10 protein-coding genes are annotated in these 18,097 nt (G+C 55.5%); 7 read left to right on the top strand and 3 right to left on the bottom strand.

Going from position 1 to position 18,097, the window contains the following annotated elements; all coding sequences use genetic code 11:
• Positions 1-43 precede the first annotated feature (43 nt).
• The 7 genes from ACR0DJ_RS18825 to ACR0DJ_RS18795 all read left to right on the top strand — a co-directional run bounded on the left by ACR0DJ_RS18825 (position 44) and on the right by ACR0DJ_RS18795 (position 8,186).
• Positions 44-1,909, top strand: a complete 1,866-nt coding sequence (locus ACR0DJ_RS18825; protein ID WP_480685986.1) for a ParB/RepB/Spo0J family partition protein — start codon at positions 44-46, stop codon at positions 1,907-1,909.
• Positions 1,910-2,086: 177 nt separating this feature from the next.
• A complete protein-coding gene (locus ACR0DJ_RS18820) occupies positions 2,087-2,623 on the top strand; it encodes a hypothetical protein (RefSeq protein ID WP_480685987.1) in 537 nt (178 codons plus the stop codon).
• Positions 2,624-2,868: 245 nt separating this feature from the next.
• Complete coding sequence (locus ACR0DJ_RS18815) at positions 2,869-3,477, top strand: class I SAM-dependent DNA methyltransferase (protein WP_480685988.1); 609 nt, start codon at positions 2,869-2,871, stop codon at positions 3,475-3,477.
• A 624-nt stretch (positions 3,478-4,101) separates the two neighbouring features.
• Positions 4,102-4,302: a hypothetical protein gene (locus ACR0DJ_RS18810; protein ID WP_480685989.1), complete on the top strand. Its 201-nt coding sequence runs from the start codon at positions 4,102-4,104 to the stop codon at positions 4,300-4,302.
• Between the two features lie 477 nt (positions 4,303-4,779).
• Positions 4,780-5,205, top strand: a complete 426-nt coding sequence (locus ACR0DJ_RS18805; protein WP_480685990.1) for a hypothetical protein — start codon at positions 4,780-4,782, stop codon at positions 5,203-5,205.
• The gene (locus ACR0DJ_RS18800) at positions 5,202-7,061 is read left to right on the top strand and encodes a relaxase/mobilization nuclease domain-containing protein (protein ID WP_480685991.1); all 1,860 of its coding nucleotides are present in this window, start codon (positions 5,202-5,204) and stop codon (positions 7,059-7,061) included. The genes ACR0DJ_RS18805 and ACR0DJ_RS18800 overlap by 4 nt, the downstream gene beginning before the upstream one ends.
• Before the next feature lie 87 nt (positions 7,062-7,148).
• Positions 7,149-8,186 carry a hypothetical protein gene (locus tag ACR0DJ_RS18795; RefSeq protein ID WP_480685992.1) on the top strand — a complete coding sequence of 346 codons (1,038 nt, stop codon included), beginning with the start codon at positions 7,149-7,151 and terminating at the stop codon, positions 8,184-8,186.
• Positions 8,187-8,548: 362 nt separating this feature from the next.
• Here ACR0DJ_RS18795 and ACR0DJ_RS18790 read toward each other — a convergent pair whose 3' ends face one another.
• The 3 genes from ACR0DJ_RS18790 to ACR0DJ_RS18780 form a co-directional block, all read right to left on the bottom strand.
• Entirely contained in the window at positions 8,549-9,025 is a 477-nt protein-coding gene (locus tag ACR0DJ_RS18790) for a hypothetical protein (RefSeq protein WP_480686312.1), read from the bottom strand.
• 156 nt (positions 9,026-9,181) lie between these two features.
• A complete protein-coding gene (locus tag ACR0DJ_RS18785; RefSeq protein ID WP_480685994.1) occupies positions 9,182-17,335 on the bottom strand; it encodes an FG-GAP-like repeat-containing protein in 8,154 nt (2,717 codons plus the stop codon).
• A gap of 384 nt (positions 17,336-17,719) precedes the next feature.
• Complete coding sequence (locus ACR0DJ_RS18780; RefSeq protein WP_480685995.1) at positions 17,720-18,067, bottom strand: hypothetical protein; 348 nt, start codon at positions 18,065-18,067, stop codon at positions 17,720-17,722.
• Between the last annotated feature and the right edge of the window lie 30 nt (positions 18,068-18,097).

Genomic DNA, 18,097 nt, shown 5'->3' with positions numbered 1-18,097 from the left:
CACCCTTAACACGAAGCGAAACACTCAAACAAGGATTTGCCCCATGAGCAAAGTCGAAACATTCACCGCACCGGAAGCCATCGAAACCATCTCGCTCTCCGATCTTTACCTGTCCGATCTGAACCCACGACAGGACGTTGCCGAGGAGGGCATCGCCCTTCTGGCCGACAGTCTGGTCATGTGCGGCCTGATCCAAAACCTCAGCGGTCTGCGCGATGCAGATGGAAAGGTCGCCATCGTCGCCGGTGGTCGTCGCCTGCGGGCTTTGAACATCGCCGTGACCGAACGCGCCGATCTGGCACAGGTCCCCGTGAAGGTCACGGATAACCCGTTTGTGGCCGAACAATGGGCCAATGCGGAAAACACAGCCCGCGAGGAACTGGACCCAGTGGACGAAGTCCGCGCCTATGGCAAGATGGCGGAGAAATCCCTGTCTGTTGCCAAGATCAGCAATGCCTTTGGTGTGACCGAGGCGCATGTGCGCCGCCGCCTCGTACTGGCCGGTCTGCCTGCCGCCGTTCTGGATGCGCTCAAGGCGGGTGAAATCAGCATGGGGCTGGCCAAGGCCATGACCGTCAGCACCGAGGAAGAGAAAATTCTGGAGGTACTGGAACAGGCCAAGGAGTGCCGGTGGTTCAGTGAGCATGATGTCAAACAGGCCCTGACGTCGGAAGCTGTCAGCAGCACCAACCGCAAGGCTGTGTTTGTGGGGCAGGAAACGTATGTTGAAGCCGGTGGTACTGTCACCGCTGATCTCTTTGCAGATGAAACCCTGTTCAATGAAGGCGCGCTGCTGGATCGTCTTTTTGCCGAGAAACTGGCGGCAGAAGCAGCAAAGCTACGCGATACGGAAGGCTGGGACTGGGTGGACACACATGATGAAAGCTACATTCCCTACGGGTTTTCGGGAAGTGAAGGCATGCACCGTCTGGACATGGTGAGCCGGGAGTTCACCGAAGAACAGGCCGAGCGGTATGACGCACTTGCCGAGCTCTATGAGGGTGAAGCTCTGGACGCGGATGGCGAAAAGGAGCTGGCCGCGCTCGAGGACTATGCCGCGCCGTATTATTCCGACGATCAGCGTAAGCTGTCCGGTGTGTTTGTCTATGTCGGCAACAGTGGCGAAATCAAAACATCGTCGGCCTATGTCGCGGCGGAACATGTGCAGGCCGCTATTGAGGCCGGTGTTCTGGCTCCGGTCAAAGAGCCCGAGATTAATGAGACACCAAAACCGGCCTATTCACAGAAGTTCATCGACGACATGGTGGCGATCCGGCTGGCAGCAGTTCAAACGGCTCTGCTGGACAAGCCCGATTATGTGCTAAGCCTGTTTGCCTTCTACGCCACCCCGGCCTCCGGTCTGACCTGCAAACTGTTTGGGTTTGGCTATGGTGGTGCTGAGCGAAACACGCCGGAGATAAATGACCAGTTCATCCTTGACCCGCGCCTTGGCGGGGAGCGGGATGCCGCGGCAGAAGCGACTTATGACCAATTCCAGGAGATGGCCGCACAAGGCAGCGTGGAGGCGTTCAAAGCGTTTCGCGAGCTGGGCAAGAAGACCCGCAACGGTGAGATCACGAGCTTTCTGGCCCGGCGGTTCCTGACTCAACGCCCGGAGTTCATGGCGGAGATCGAGGCTGAGATTGGCGCTGACATGCGCGCGATCTGGACCCCGTCGGCTGAAAACTGCTTCAAGCGGTTGAAAGGCTGGCAGCTGGATGATCTCTACAAACACCTGCTGGACCTGCAGGATGACACCGACACGTTCAAAGCCTTCGCGAAATCCAAGAAAGGCGCGAAGAACGAGGCGATGCACAAGCTGTTCAACGATGCAGAACATCAGGCGGCACTGGGTGTGAACGAGGCTCAGAAAGCGAAGATCGACGCTTGGGTGCCGGATTGCTTCTGAACCTAACAGGGCAGGGCGCATAGTGCCCTGCCTATCAATCTCTGGCTGTGTCAGCCTCAATGATGAAAACTCAAAGTGACATTGCGCAAACACCCCGTCGCGCATAGCTGTCAGAGGCCGGTCACCCGGCTTATTTTTGAAAGCAACCACTTCGCAAAACTGGATTTAGGTAGACCCATGGACACCTCATCAAACAAGCTCGAGAAAGCCGCCCGCCGCGTCTGGAAATCCGCGCAGATGTTTGTCGGGTTTCACACGGATCAGAAAGGCAAGCCGCGCGAACAGCCTAAGCTCTGGCCGCCAAAGAACGGGAGCGCGTCAATCCATGGTGATCCCAGCGCACAGGAAGCGATTGTTGTCGTGAAGGCTGCTGATCCGGAGACGGCACAGGACGTGCAGATCAAGCTGCATCCAAACCGGATTGTTGTGCGCCGCGATGCAGATATGTGGTGGCAGGGTGTCGCCGTGGATGAGCATTCCGTGACAGTCCGAATGGCCGACAACACGATCATCGAAATCCGCCATGACGGCTCGGTGAAGCGGCGCTCGGCGGAAGATGAAACCCATGTGGAAGCAGATGGCAGCATCTTCAAGTTCACCGAATTTGCCGAGGCGCATATGACGGGGGACGGGGTGGAAATGACCCGCCGCACAGAGGATCGCATTGCCACGATCACAGCCGATGGTGTTGTCGATCGCGCGCGCAAGCGTTAGCGTGTGTTCAATTCCTCCAGAATTTCCCCAAGGTTAAAATGTGGCCCGATTCGGTGGGCCTCTTTCTTGTGTGCTAGACGTCGGCAGAGGCTTGCCGAGGTCGCCTCTATTCCCTCCATATGCCGTTCCAAACCCTTGTTGACTGTTGTTGCCAACCTCGCCAATGTCGCGCGTCCGTATCGATGCGTCTGCCTCAGCGCAGATGTGTTAGGGTCGATGCATACCCACAAGGAAACGCAAGCAACATGACTGATGATTGGAACGACTATGCCGATGGTTGGGACGACAATGACGACGTCAGACACTATGCGAGTCGCGCTTTCACCACGCTGGACGAGCACCTGGATATTTGCGGGAAGAATTGGCGATCAAAGCGCGTGCTCGATTTTGGATGCGGCACCGGATTGCTGGCGGAGAAAATTGCGCCGTATGTGGAGGAAGTTGTCGCCGTCGATACCTCGGAGAATATGGTTGCGGTCCTGCAGAAAAAGAATCTGAGCAATGTTAGGGCGGTTCACGGAGATATTCTGGCTGGAGATGTTCCGGAGTTGGAGAACGGGTTTTCAGGTTTCGATTTGATCTGCGCGTCTTCCGTTTGCGCCTTTCTTCCAGATTACAGTGGCGCAGTGGCAGTGCTGGCGGGTTTGCTCAACAAGGGAGGGCATTTCGTGCAATGGGATTGGCAAGCGTCAGGCGATGACGGTTTCGGATTGACGCTGAAGCAAATGAAGGCCGCGCTGGAGGCTGCACCGCTTGGTTCAATTCGGGTCGAACGGATATTCGAGTTCAAATCTGATGAGCAGGTCATGCCTGTTCTGATTGGAGCGGGGGTTCGAAATTCGGACGGATTGTGAGCTTGGTTGAGTGAACAACCATTGCGTCCAATTTGCCGACCAGTGGTATGGCTCGGGCAGTAACATTCAACTTAGAGATTCAGCGGCGGTTATTTGGTCAGATTCCGCCATTTTAAATTGAGTCCGGCTGATCACCTGCTCCGCACATGCGCGGACCAGGGCCGGACCGTCCGGTCTTTGGCCTCCGCCATTTGAAAATGGCGACTTGCGCCGCCAGCGATCCTTCATTCTTTGCCATGGAGGTCATACCGATCCGGAAAGGCCAACCGCACTCGGAAAAGTGCACAGCGCCTGTGATGGAGCGAAATGATGTTGCCGTCACATGCCGCATCGCAATGTACAGATGGTCCGCGCGCAACGATCCCAGAAAGCCTTGCCTGTTCACTTGGTCTGACAGTTTCAACCTCGTTGCCGGAGATGATCCTCGGCTGCGGTGTTTCTGAAGGGATGAACATAAGCGGGCATTCGGGGAAGACGCGCGGTGCCCGACGGGGCGCCGCGCTTCAACAAGGAATTTCCGCTGCGCCTGCGGCGCATTCCGCGCGGATCAAATTCCCTGCTGACATCCCCTTGATGCCCGCTTTTCCCATGTTCATCGAAACACGCCATAGCGAGGATCAAACAATGGCAACTCAAACTCTGAAACTGAACGTCAAGACCGGTGAAAAAGAAGGCAAGACTTTCTGGGATCGCTGCGGGGTTCTCTTCGTCAACACCGATGAGACCGGCAATATCATCTCGATCCAGGTCAAGCACAACATGTTCCCCGGCGTTGAGATGGTGGCCTTCCCAAAGCGGAACGATGACGATCCCGTCACCGAATGACGAGAGGGCAGGGCGGCGAAAGCCGCCCTTTCTTCTACTCCGGCCAAAACCCGGACCACATATGCGCCACGCGTGGCGCGGGGTCTGAATACCGGGCAGGGACACCGTCCCACCGCAACGCGGCATCCTTCAGCCCTGCCACACCCGCCGCGTAGTCGGCGGGAAAATGAGCGCGCTGAGGCGCGCGGAAAATGCCATACTGAACTTGAACGTGCCGGCATGTGGCGGGCGCCGTTCGGGCAGCCCATGCGGTGCATGATTGCCCTGCGCCAGTCCACCGGCACCCACGCCTGCTGGCTGGAAAAGGGGCGGAACCCTTTTCCCGGCGTGGAAATTGCCTCCAAGTGCAAAACTGTTCCGAGGGCAATTTGAGGAAATACGGATTTCTAAAATCACCCCCGGTTTTCACTTGGAGTGTATGACAGGATAAGGTAGTTGTGTTACAAATCACAAATACAACTAAAGATTGATTGCGATTTGGCCGAGAGTAAAACTTCTGACACCACCGTCTTTTCCGTACGTTTGCCAGTGGATGCGCTGGAGCGTCTTGAGGCGGCTGTGACGGTGCTGGGAGCCAAAAGCCGCAACCAGATCATCCAACGACTGATCTATCGCCTGATCGGTTATCTCGATCCTGACCTCGCTGTTGTGGATCTCTGGCAGAAGCACTTGCGGCAGGTTCAGGGTGGGTACACCAACCTCAACCAGCTTGCGAAATCTGCCAAGCGCGGCTCGGTGATCTGGACGGATGACGACCGGCGCGACGTCGAAAATCTACATCGCGCGATCATCCAGCACCGGCAAGACTTGAAAGCGATGATCACTGCCGCGCGCCGAAACCGTGAGCCTGAATCCGCCATTCGCCGGATCTTGCGCGACGACGATTGGACACCAGAAGGATGAACGCAGCTGCCCGTGATCTGACAGCAGGAGACTTGCTGGAGCTTGCGTTCCGCGAGGCTCAGAAAGGTGTCGATCGTACCAAGAAGATCACTCAGCAGCTGCAGACCGCCAAGCGCATGAAGTTCTTGATCTCGCGGGCGTCATCCATCAAGGCGCGGCTTGGTGCCGTGGTCGGAAAGCCCGAGGCAGTTGTGAAACACGTCCGCAAAGGTGGGGTGAAAAACGCGCATGAGCTGCGCCGCCAGATCAACTATCTGACCGTCCGAGCAGAGGGTGTGTTGGACATCCGAGACAATGGCGTGACCCCGCTCGATAAGGATCAGGTCAGTGATCTGATCGAGACCTGGGCGGAGGATTTCAACGGGAAAACCAACTACGGTTACACCCGTCACATGATCGTTTCTTTTCCCGAAGGCACCTATCCGGATGCCGCTCATGAGGCCGGTTTAGAGTTCGCAGATCGGCTATTTGGCAGCGGTGATTTTGGCGATACTTGGGACTACCTGACAGTGTTCCATAACGACACTGACAACCCCCATGTCCACATCGTTGTGAACAACCGAGGCGTCGAACATAGGCAGTGGTTGGCTATGGGTATGAGCAGCGAAATGAACATCGACGTTCAGCGCTCTATCCAGGTCGAGGTTGCTGAGGAATACGGAATTGAGCTGACCGCCACGACCCGCCTTGAGCGCGGATTGCGACAGGAAGTCGAGACCGATACGTGGAAAGTTCAGGCCGGAATGTCGGTTGTTGAAAGCACTCCGGAAGTCGAAGTTACGGCCCGCGACATGGCCGCCGATGTGATGACCCTCTCCATCGCAAGAATGTCGGATCTGTTTGATGAGCGCGCCAACGCTGTCAAAGACCGGATCGAAGAGTTTGCCATCCAACTCGTTGAAGGAGAGGAACCTATGGTATCGAGAATGGAACATCTACTAGACCAAGCCCATCATTTTGATGATTACGGAGAGCCGGGAGACCCCGAATACAAGTCGCCTGAGCTGATGCGCGAGCTGCGTCAGCATATTGAATTAGGTGGTGATGAGGAAACAATCAGCCCTGATCTAAAAGCCCGTGTAATCCAGCATATTGATGCGCATCAGCACATCGAGCAGGGCGGCGGAACCCTCTCGGCCATGGCTGATATTGTTGATCACAAAGACTACCAAGCGTCCGAAAACTACGCGCCGCCAGCAGTACGCTATGACGCCTACATGCGCGATACTCTGGGCGAGGATGCCAGTGACGATTGGACAAAGAAGTCTGCTGACATCCTGCAGTCCATCGAAAAAATGGAAGGGCTGGCGCGCGAGGTCGAAGATCCACACCTGCGCGTCTCAATGGATATTCAGATAGGTGAGCTGAAGGGCGACGTAGCCAATATGCGGCCCAACGATCCCGACCTGCAAGCCTTCATCATGGAGGACCGTCGCTATTCAACGATGATGGGGATGGGCACCGCTGAAATGGATGTCCTGGACTATCCAGAAGCCGACAAGTGGGCCGCGATCCGTAAGGAGGTTTCTGACGCCGCCGAGAGCTATGGCCTCGATGGCGAGAAATTCCTTGCCCGGTTTGGGGATCATGAGAACGTCACTTTGGGCACTACAATGGGATGGCGCAGCGACGATATTGCGACCGCAGCGGCCCATTTCCAGGCACAGGGGTTGTCGGACAGCTTTGAGCGCGCTGAGGCCGTTGTTGACGAGCTGCACCAGCTTGCGTCTACCAAGATCATCGCAATCTCAGAAGAACTCTCAGAGGTTCACGCCCATGCAACGCATCCGCTCTTGCAAGGGCGCGGTGAAGATACCGGGCACAGCTTGGAGGACGATGACGGACACAGCTTATAAGGACTACACCCGGTCTGCCTGATGCGCGCGCCAACGCCACAGACAGATCCATCACAGAGTTATCCATCAACTCGCAAAGGAAAAACTATGGTTTCCCGTACAGACTATCTTTTGAACGAAGTCGAACACTTCGCACCCTATTCCAAATTTGATCAATCCGCCCCGCGTGAAGATCGCGTTTCAGAGCAGATCGACATCATCATGAAAGAGCAGCAGGCGATGGGCTATGATCGTGCAGCCATCGCTTCAAAGAGCTTCGACATCGAGGACCAGGCCAACCGCCGTGTTGACGAACATACGGCGCAACAAGATCTGGTCGAAGAGCTGAAAATCGAGTTGGAGGCTGCGGAGAGGTCAGGGGAGCCGGTAGATCTGAACGATATGCGGGCATTGGTTTCTCAGCACATGCACGATGCTCAGGAATACGATCTGTATCACCCCTACTATTCGTCTCTTGCAGATCTGACCGACGACAAAGGTTTTCAGGATTCCGACGACTACCAGTCGCCCGGTGATCGCTATGTGCAATACATGCAATCAGCTTTGGGGCAGGCCGGTTTTGAGAAATACGAGCAACAGACCAAGGACATCGTAAACTCCATCGAGAACATGGAGGCTCTTGCCCGCGAGGTCGAAGACCCGCACTTGCGCGCCGCAATGGACGTGCAGATCGGAGAGTTGAAGGGCGATGTTGCCGAACTACGCCCATACGACACCGACCTGCAGGCGTACTCTGTTGCCGACGACAGTTACACCACATCCATGAGTGCGGCCGAGTTGGACAACCTGGACCCGTCCGAGGCCGAAAAGTGGCTGGCAGTTCGTGACGACATTGTTGCAACCGCCAACAGCTTCGGACTCGATGGAAACAAGTTCCTGGCCCGATACAACGATCATGACAGCGTTTCAGTCGGCACAACGGCGACCTGGAAAGACGCGGACATTTCCACCGCTGCTGCCCATTTCAACAGCCAAGGCGTTCCGGACAGCTACGAGCGCGCCGAGGCCGTTGTCGGTGAGCTGCACCAGGTTTCATCCAGCAAGATCGCCGCCGTGGTGCAAGAGATTGCCCATACCCGCGAACAGGACGCCCACGTCCATGAAGATGATGGTCATAGTCTTTAACCACGGAGGCGAATGATGTTGGCGACAAACCAAAACCATTGTGCAGTGCATTCAACTGCACAGGTTGCGCCGATGATGGGGCACAATAACCCGCCGCCTGAGAAGGTCATCAAGCCGCCGCCCGACAGTGTTTTCGGGCTTCGGGCTGCGTGGCTCCGGTTCGCAGAAAAGAGGGAAATCGTCCGTCTTGCGAAACTGCACGTCCGGATCGAGCGGAAAGAGCAAGCTCTGAAGGAGCTACGAGCCGAACGCACCACAATCATGAATCGGTGCATCCGTCGGATGCGTCGAGCTTCTGGCAAGAACTGACGGCATCGAATCTCCATCAAAAAAAGGCCACCTTCGGGTGGCCCTTTTTCATATCAAACCAGCGCCGGTCTGATTTTTCGATTTTCATTCTCGGATTGTCGAAGTTGACTTACCAGCCGTCTCAAATCTCTACTGGTTTCCGACCATCCGCCTATAGTCATCCAGGCCGGGATACGAGATTTCAGCACCCGCCAATCTGGGCTTGAGTTGACAAACACCAGTTCAGGCCCTTCCGGATGAAGGCTGCATTGCCAAGGATCACCCAGCAGGTTTTGATACACCTCAAGATAGTTCGGTTCAGGTAGGCTAACACCTTGACCGCGCAGCCGGGCGGGCCGTGCCACTTCGAAACGCAAGCGGATCTGCGGGCTTGTTGGCAGATGGTTCAATTGCGGCCAACCATCATAAAGGAAGTGGGGAAAGCCTTCATGGCTCGTGTGATAGCTGTACCGGATTGCATTTATCCGGTGCTCGGATTGCAAACGTCCCGGATTCTCGCTCGAATTAATTGCGACTATCTGGGGTTTCAAACTCACATTAATTGCGAATGAGATCAGAATACTTGCGGCGGGATCGCAATCGTCTGCTTCGGATCACATTAGATGCGAACACAACAAGTCGCCTTTTCGATTGGCAGGAGTGCATGGCCGAACCGTCGTGCGGTTCGGCACACCTGTCAGCTTGGATCAAATAAACACGAAATCATCCACCGTAATGTCGGCTGGCAAAATATCTACCAGAGTCACTGAACCGCCTGCCCACGAAACTATGGTGTCGTGACCATGGGTTTGGATAGTCAGATCACTGTATGTGACGCCCTGGAACATCAGAAGGTCCTGACCGTCGGAAAAATCGGTGATCGTATCGTCCCCCAGGGCCGTGCTGGTATTGAAGACAAAGTGATCTGCACCAAAGCCTCCGGTCAGTTCGTCATCATCCTGGCCCCCTTCGAGCGTATCATCGCCGTAGCCGCCCAAAAGCGTGTCTTTTCCGGCCCCGCCGTTGATCGTGTCGTTTCCGGCGTCGCCATAGATTGTATCATCTCCGATCTGACCAAGCCCGGTGTCATCCCCAGCGCCAAGAAGGATGATATCATCGCCGGCACCCCCTTGAACATTGTCATTCCCCGCATCGCCGGACAGCCGGTTGTCGAGATTGCTGCCGAGGATCACGTCATCATGCTTTGATCCCAGTACGTTTTCGATACTGATGAACGTGTCGCCCGTGGCATCGCCCCCATTCGCAAAGCCATGATTGGGGCCAGTACCGCCGTAGCCAGAATCAAGATTGACGCTCACACCGGCTGACGAGGCTCCGTACGATACCGTGTCCCAGCCAGCACCACCGTCGAGCGTATCCCCTCCTGATCCGCCTTCAAGGACGTCATTGCCGAGGCCACCGCGCAGGGTGTCCGGACCATCCAGGCCAAACAGATGATCGTCACCAACCCCCCCAACCAGAATATCATTGGCATGACCGCCCTGAATCACAGCATCAGCCGAGGAGCCAATGATAGTGACGGGCGCATACAAAGCAGCCCCATGCACCACACCGTTGACCTCGTGATCGGTGCTGGTTGCGATTGCGACAACAAATTCCGCCCGGGTGATCAGGCCGTTGTCCAACATGTACTGCCACCCACTGGTCTCAGCAGCGGTTGGCACGCGCCCGAGGCCATTCACGAACGCCCGGGTGACAAAATCCGCGTTGCTCGACAGGCCCGTCAGGGTTGAACCCGTCTTGCTATCAGCTGATATCAGTGACGCAGCCAACTCCTCCCGCGTCATCCCTCCGTCTCTGAGTTGCAGGGCCATCTGTTCGATCAGAGCGGTTGAGGCGATGCGATCATAAGCAACATCGAAAATCTTCCCGACCAGCGATTTGAGATAGGCGAGGTCAAGCGGGCGTTCGACCTGTGCTTCATTCAGATCCAGGTCGTAGTTGTTGGTCAGCTGCCTGACATTGCCGACGGCAATATGTTCAACGGACTCCGACTTTTCGGCAGCGATGGCCGCGCGGGATTTGATTCCATTTGCCAGCGCGGCCATGTCCGTACCAAGCTCTGCTATCGAGGCTCCGCGCCCAAAAGTGTTCATGTAAAGCTGGTTCAGGAACTCGAAGTTGGATTGATCGGGATAGCGCTTGTCAAACTCGACACTCTGCATGATCTCATTTGCCAGCCCTTCGAGATTGAGCTCGGAATGTGAGATGAACTTGACCAGCCGCTCCACCTCATCAGTCTCGGGCGCACGATCCAGCAACGCATCGTAAAGACGTGCAGCTTCCTCCAGGATACGGGTCTTCGAGGTTGCGTCCAGCCGCGCAGTATACACATAAGGTGTCGCTGACGCCGATGTCTGAACCATTGTCCATGTCTCGATCCCTGCGGCATCAACCTGGTGCGAGACGGTGATTTTGTCCGAAAGATACGTGTGGATCTTCGGGTCACCGTCAATACCATCCAACAGCGTCAGATCGGCAAGACCATCCCCATTCACATCCCCAAGGAACTGCGTTTGACCTGACCACCAGGACCCGCCGTAATCCGAGGCGGTTACTGCAACGGCACCAAAGGTCCCATCGGATTGCCCGATCAGCACCTGAATCTCTGGCTCATCATCGTCACCTGTGATGAATACTAGGTCAGCTTGCCCGTCGCCGTTCACATCCTCCAGATGTTTCACATTGTCGGTCCACGCGCTTTCGCCATAATGGCTTTGCGTGATTGCAGCGGCCCCAAAGCTTCCATCCGCTTGTCCCATCCACACGTGAATCTGTGCATTGTCATCATCACCGGTGATCATGACAAGGTCGGCCAATCCATCGCCATTCACGTCCCCCAGAAGCTTTTCTCGTGATGCCCACCAGCTTCCGGCGTAACCACTGTCTATTGTTGTCGCACTTCCGAAAGTTCCGTCGCTTTGGCCAAGCCACACACTCACCTGCGATGCGCTGTCCTCGCCAGTGAACATGACCAGATCAGAATACCCGTCTCCGTTCACATCTCCCAGAAGCTTCTCCCGAGACGACCACCAACTGCCACCAAAGCCGGAATTTGTGATGGCACTGCTTGCAAAGCCGCCAGACGCCTGACCCAGGAATGTGTGCACCTCCTGGACACTATCATCACCGGCGAACATGACTATGTCGGCATAACCATCGCCATTTACATCTCCGACATGTTTATCCTTGGTGCTCCACCAGCTGCCTGCATATTGGGTGTTCGTCCGGATGGCTGTCCCAAAGGAGCCATCGGCTTGCCCCAACAACGTATCCACATAGGCGGCGCCGTCATTTCCTCCGAGAAAAATCAGATCAAGATGCCCGTCGCCGTTCACATCTTCCAGGAAATTCTCACGGCTCGCCCACCAGGAGCCCGCATGCGGGGAACTCGTCTGGGCACCGGCAACAAACACACCCTCGGAATGCGTGAAGGTATATGAATTGGGATCGGACGCAGAACCTATGGTCGTTTGGATCGAGGTCCCGCTTTGCGTGGTCGTGATCAGACCATCCAAACTTGTTGTGCTTTCCTCAAAAGCACGCTGGGTGCCGTCCGCATTGTAGCTGGCAGAAAAGGTTTTTGTGCTGCCATCCGCATTTCGGGTGAACTCAACCGAGCGATCTTCTACCCCGTCGCCGTCAAAATCTGTGCGCAGTATCTGAGTACGACCATCAGCACTGGTATAGTCGAATTCTCCAGACTTGATGGCTCCATTGGCATACCAGGCTATCGTGCTCTTCGATTGGCTTCCATCATCATTGAGAATGATCTGTGAGACCTGGTTCAGGTCGATATGCCCGTCCCGGTTCCAGTCCTGCGTATAGGTTTCCGTAAGCCCGTCACTGGATAGATCCCGTGTCTCCCCGTAGCTGGTGCGCCCACCATGGGATTCATACCGCTCCGTGATCCGGTTCCCGCCTGCATCGTACTTGACATGGACCGAGCGGACAAACTCCGCAGTGCCATCACCATCCAAGTCAAAGCTGAAAGAGCCAACATGCCCATTTGCGGTCACATGGGTGTAAACGGCGTTTGCAGCAGCCCCCTGAGCATCGAGATCCTGCAACGACGTGGTCACTGATTGACCCGCGTTGATCAGGGTCGTCACGACCCGGTCGGTGTTTCCATCTCCGTCTCTGTCGGTACTGGTTGACCGGGTACGACCATCCGCGCTGGTGGTTGTCTGTACATTATGAACACGCACGCCGTTTGGACCAAACCATTCACTGTTCTGTGTCTTTGCCCCGTTGGCTTGAGTGACGGTACTGCTGCTCAAGTCAGTTGCACCATCCCCATTCAGATCCAAAACCGCTGTTGTGCTGAGCCCATTTCCGGATGTCGTTGTTGTAACCGTGCCCAGAGCCGTACCCGCGCCATTTGTCGTGGACGCGGTTGTCACGACATTCCCGTTTGCCTGATAGGTCATGGTTGTTGTGGTTGCGAGATCGGTGGCGCCATCGCCATCCAGGTCCGCGCTCCAACCGGTTGTCAGACCGTTGTCGCTTGTTGTTGCAACGGTTTGAGAGAGCTGGGAGCCACTTCCATCCGTATAGCTGGTTGTCGTGCTCCGGCCTCCATCAGCGGCCAGTGTCGTTGTGGCTGTGGCGACCAACTCATCAGTGCCGTCGCCATCCCGGTCTGTCCGGGAGGTGGCGGTCAGCCCATCCGCGCTGGTCGTGGCAATCTGCGTGGCAATCAACGTACCAGCGCTGTTAAATGATTGCGTCTGACTGGTCTGCGTTCCGTCATTTGCACGCGTCGTGGTGATGACCTGGTCATCCACCCCGTTGCCATCCGTATCAATGGATTGCGTGACAGTTCGACCATCCGCACTTGTCACAGTCGTATTTGTGTAAAGCGCAGATCCATCAACAGCGGTTTGCGTCACCGTCGCGGTCTCAACTCCGGCGGCACTCAGGTCATAGGTTTCGACGGTGGTGAGATCGTCATCCCCGTCATTGTCCCAATCTTCGCGCGTGGTCGTGGTCCTGCCGTCCGCAGAGGTTTCAACGACCGTTTTGCTGACAACCGCTCCATTCTGAGCTTTTTCCGTCACCTCACGGGTGGTTGAGCCATTGGCTTTCAGGGTGGTTGTCCCGGTCTTGGTGCGCTCAAAAAAACCATCCCCATTCGCATCATAACGGGTCGTGCTGTCCAAATCGTCATCGCTGGTGACGGACACCATCTGGCTCTGAACAGAGCCATCCGTGTCCAGCGCTGTTTCCGTGACAGTGACCTGACCATCATCACCGATCACCTGGTGGACATGCGTATCCACCTTGCCATCGCCATCCACATCCCGGGTTTCCACGACGTCGCGCCCATTGTCGCTGGTTGTCGTGGTGACCTGCGAGCGCAGAACATTGGCCGACCCCGTTACATCTTCGACCTGCGTCGTGACAGTCTTGCTGCCATCCGCATTTAGGGTGGTGACGCTGGTTGTCACGATATCTGCCGACTGATCGCCATCGTTATCCGCACGGGTCTCAACGGTCAGACCATCGTCGCTGATGATCGTCTCGCTGCGCGTCAGGAGCGTGCCGTTTTCAGACAGAACGTCTTCGGTTGTTTTCCGGGACCCGTCCGATTGCAGCTCGGTTGTAGATGCAACCGTACGCTCATTGATGCCGTTGCCGTCACGATCCTGCGTGCTTGTGACCACAAGACCATCGTCGCTGACGGTTGTGGCTGACTGGCTGCGCAGACTGTCATCACCGTTTTGGACGGTGATGGTGGTTGTCCGACCACCATCTGAGTTCAGGACCGTGACCTGTTCCGCCTGTGTCTCTGCCGTGCCATTGCCGTCAAAATCCGTTGTGACCGTTGCTGTCAGCCCATCCGCGCTCACATCCGTCTGTTGGCTGTAAACTGTCTGCCCGTCTGCACTGTAGAGGGTTTCCGTATCCGTCGTGCTGCCATCCGCATGTTTTACGGAATGCACAACAGAATCCACCGACCCATCCCCGTTACTGTCACTTGATGTGACCGTATCGCGCCGATCCGCGCTTTGCGTGACAGTGGTTGTGCCAAGCAGCGTTGTCTCGTCCCCCGCATAGGTACTGTTCGTCGTTGTGACGCTGCCATCCGCATTGGATGTTCGGACTGAGACGGACTTACTGTCCCACACCCCATCGCCATCCGCATCCGACCGTGTCGTGACGGTCAACCCGTCAGCGCTGGTGAGGGATTCTGTTTCACGGATCAAAGACCCGTCCTGCGCCTGCGTGGATACAGTGCGGGTGGACGTGCCATCAGCGTTTTCAACGGTGACGTCGCCGGTGGTGAGATCGATGTCACCGTCACCATCGCTGTCCAGATTGGTGGTGACACTCAAGCCATCTTGACTTGAAACCGAGACCGACTGCGCGCTGAACGATCCATCTGCGTTGCGGACCCAAGCCGTGGTGGTCCGGTCTCCGGTTGTGCCATCAACGGTCACGCTCTGGCTCAGCTCTGTTGCCTGAAACACACCGTCCTGATTGTGATCGATCCAGGTCTCAGCGCTGATGTCGTCGCTGCCCAGTATCTCTTTCACTTTGCCGCGCACCGAGCCGTCTGTGTTGGTCAGTGTTGTTTCCGTCTCACGGCTACCATCCGCGTGGATCGTGGTCGCTTCCACGGTCGTGAGGTCGACAGTCCCGTCACCATCCTGATCCACGGCCGAGGATTTTGTCAGCGCATCCGTGGACTGACTGTGTGAGGTCGCGCTGCGCACAGAGCCATCGCCATTCTTTACCGTCAGACTGGAATCTGTCGATCCATCTGCGTTGACGGTGATATCCAACTCTTCCTGCGTGTCGACACTGCCGTCGCCATCCACATCCCGGGCAATCGTTTTGGTCTTCCCGTCCGCGGATACGGTTTCCGTCACCGAGCTTCGCAGCGATCCGTCTTCGTTCAGGTATTGGATGGTCTCCGACCGGCTGCCATCTGCGTTCACGACAATGGTATGGCTGATGGTCAGATCAACTGTGCCGGTTCCATCTTCGTCAATCGCATCCGTCCGTGTCAGACCATTGGTCGAGATCGTTTCCGTGGAACTGTGGATCACCCCGCCGTCCGGGCCCCGATCCGTGGTCACGATGGTCATGCTGTCGTCCGCATGGGTCGTACGGACTTCGGTCTGATCGTACCAGCCACCCCCGGTGGAGTCGCGCTCGATGGTCACCGTCTGGCCATCCGAACTCGTGGTGGTCTTCGTCTCGCTGATCAGAATACCCGTGACCGCATCCGAGCCCAGCAGGTTGGTGACCGTCTCGCTCTTGCTGCCATCCGGGTTGGTCACCGTCACAATCGTCTGAAACCGGTCCACCACCCCATCGCCATTGTCATCATAGCTGTTGGTGATCGAGCCGCCATCCGCTGTGGTGATCGAGGTGATGACAAAAGAAATGGCGCCATCGGCGCCATACCCGGTCTGGATATGCGTGCGCACCCCCTCCGAGTCGATGGCCTCGCTTTCTTCGATGCGATAGCTGGCCGTCTCGCTGACCAGGGTCGTATCCGCCACCGTTCCGGTTGAGCCATCGGCATAGGTGAAGGTCGTCTGACCGGTGATCACCGAGCCATCGGGCAGTTCGATATGGGTCGCATCCGCCGTCAGATCAATCGAGGTGATCCCCAATGCATCCAGCGTCATCGCCACCAGCGAGCCATCCGCCTGTGTCACCAGAACCTTGAAGTCGCTCCAGGCGTCGTCATTGGCGTCAAACACCCCGTCGCCATTGCTGTCAAAGACCGACCGTAGCGCCTCAATATCGCTGGTCGCAGTCGGGTCCCATTCCGTAAAAATATATTCCCGCGCCTCGGAGATCGTTCCGTCCCCGTCCGCGTCGTAAAACAGAACCCCGTTCCCCGCCGCAGCCCAGGCCGTCAGGTTCTTCAGCCCATCGCCCGTGGAATCCACAAAAACCGCCGAGTTGGTCAGCTGCGTCAGCTCTATGCCCGTACCATCAAGGTCGAGGATCAGAGGACGGTCTTCGCCGGATAAGCCAGTGCCAGAGTTACCGCCACTGCGACCATTGTTGCCTTCATGAGAAGTGGAGCCGCCCGAATTATAGCCGCCGCCGTTGTTCTGGGTTTTAGTGTTTGGAGGAGTCTTTGGTTGAGTGGAAACAGCCGCAGCAATAGCCGCAAGCAGGCTATCTGGAATGGAGATGCCCTTTTTACCTTCACCAGGATTTGTGAAGCTACCCTGAATCCCGAACTGACCATCCAAGCCAAGCCAATCCCCTAAAGCACGGACATGGCCACCAAGACTTACGCTGGCGTGACCATTAGCACTAACAGAGCCATATTCGTTCAGAAAACCATCACTGTAGTAACTTGTCGCATTGGTAAGCCCTTGAGTCGTTCCATCGCTCCAAAACTCGACAGACCCATTTGCACGGTGAGTCGAACCTTCTATTTTTGCTTGCGTCCACCTGTCATTGAGAACCGCGAGTTCCGCGATCAACCCTAGAACCGGTTTCCCGTACTTGATAGCTAGACCGATATCGTCAATTATTTCCATGCCGAAATTCTTGACAAAATCTGGATCGAAAACTCCGCCTTCGGTAGTCGCCGCAAGATCATTGCCTTTGCCGAAGGCCGAGTTCACTGAATGAAGTGTATCTTCAAATGTAGCATTCGTCCCGAATCTGACGCCGTCATATTGCAGTCTCAGCGCTTCATCCGGGAATACCTCAGCTAGTATTTCGTTTGTAAGTTTGTTGTGAAGTTCATTCTGTTCAAGGTCTTCTAGCCCGGTGATGTGGTGAACAACTTCATGAGCCAGTGCATGGGCAAACGAAAAGGCCGCGTAGATTCCATCAACGTCAACGTATTCTCGGGCCACTGCGGAAGTCGAAACCTGGACAAAAGGCCCTCCTCCCAATAAACCACCACCAGGGTCATATCTACTCGTGCCAAATCCAGTGAGCTTAACGTCAAAGTCTTCTGGAAATCCTCCATAGCTGGTAGCAATGTCATAAAACGTCTTTGATGATCCGAGTCTAACTAACGCTTCATTTGCTTCTTGTATTAACTGAGGCCCTCTTAGAGGGTCTAGAAGTAGAGCAGCATCATGTTTAACACTCGCAACAAAAGATCTTCCCGTTTGTGGATCAACAAACTCATAGGCATCAATACCGGGCTGATCATATTCTACCAAAGAACCCCCGGCTTTTGCCAAAACTGTAAATGATTTATTTTCACTTCCGAAAATCACCTTGAAAAACCTTCAGCTAATATTGTATTTGAAATCACACAGTTCGTGACCCAGAATTTGATCACCTGCTGTGGCTACCGTGACTGCCACACAATCTAGGAGCTTGGCGGATATATCCTCATGATTTTCAAAAAACACCACTAGATGCCCTCCATACTCTTGAGACAGATAAGTTGGAACTTTTCTCCATACACCCAGCGCGTTTTCCCAATGCATAATCTGCCCATCTTTCAAACGAATTGAAAAGTTGTATGGGCGAGGACATTTATTTGCTTCAGAAGGGTAGGGAAACGAGAGTAAGCTGAAACCCGATTCATCGTAATACGAATAATTGAAAGTACCGTCGTATTTGATTTCCATATATTGTTTCCCCAACTCAGAAGTGATCGT

The sequence above is a fragment of the Ruegeria sp. BF10 genome (genome assembly GCF_056538725.1).
This window is presented reverse-complemented; position numbering and strand designations above follow the sequence as displayed.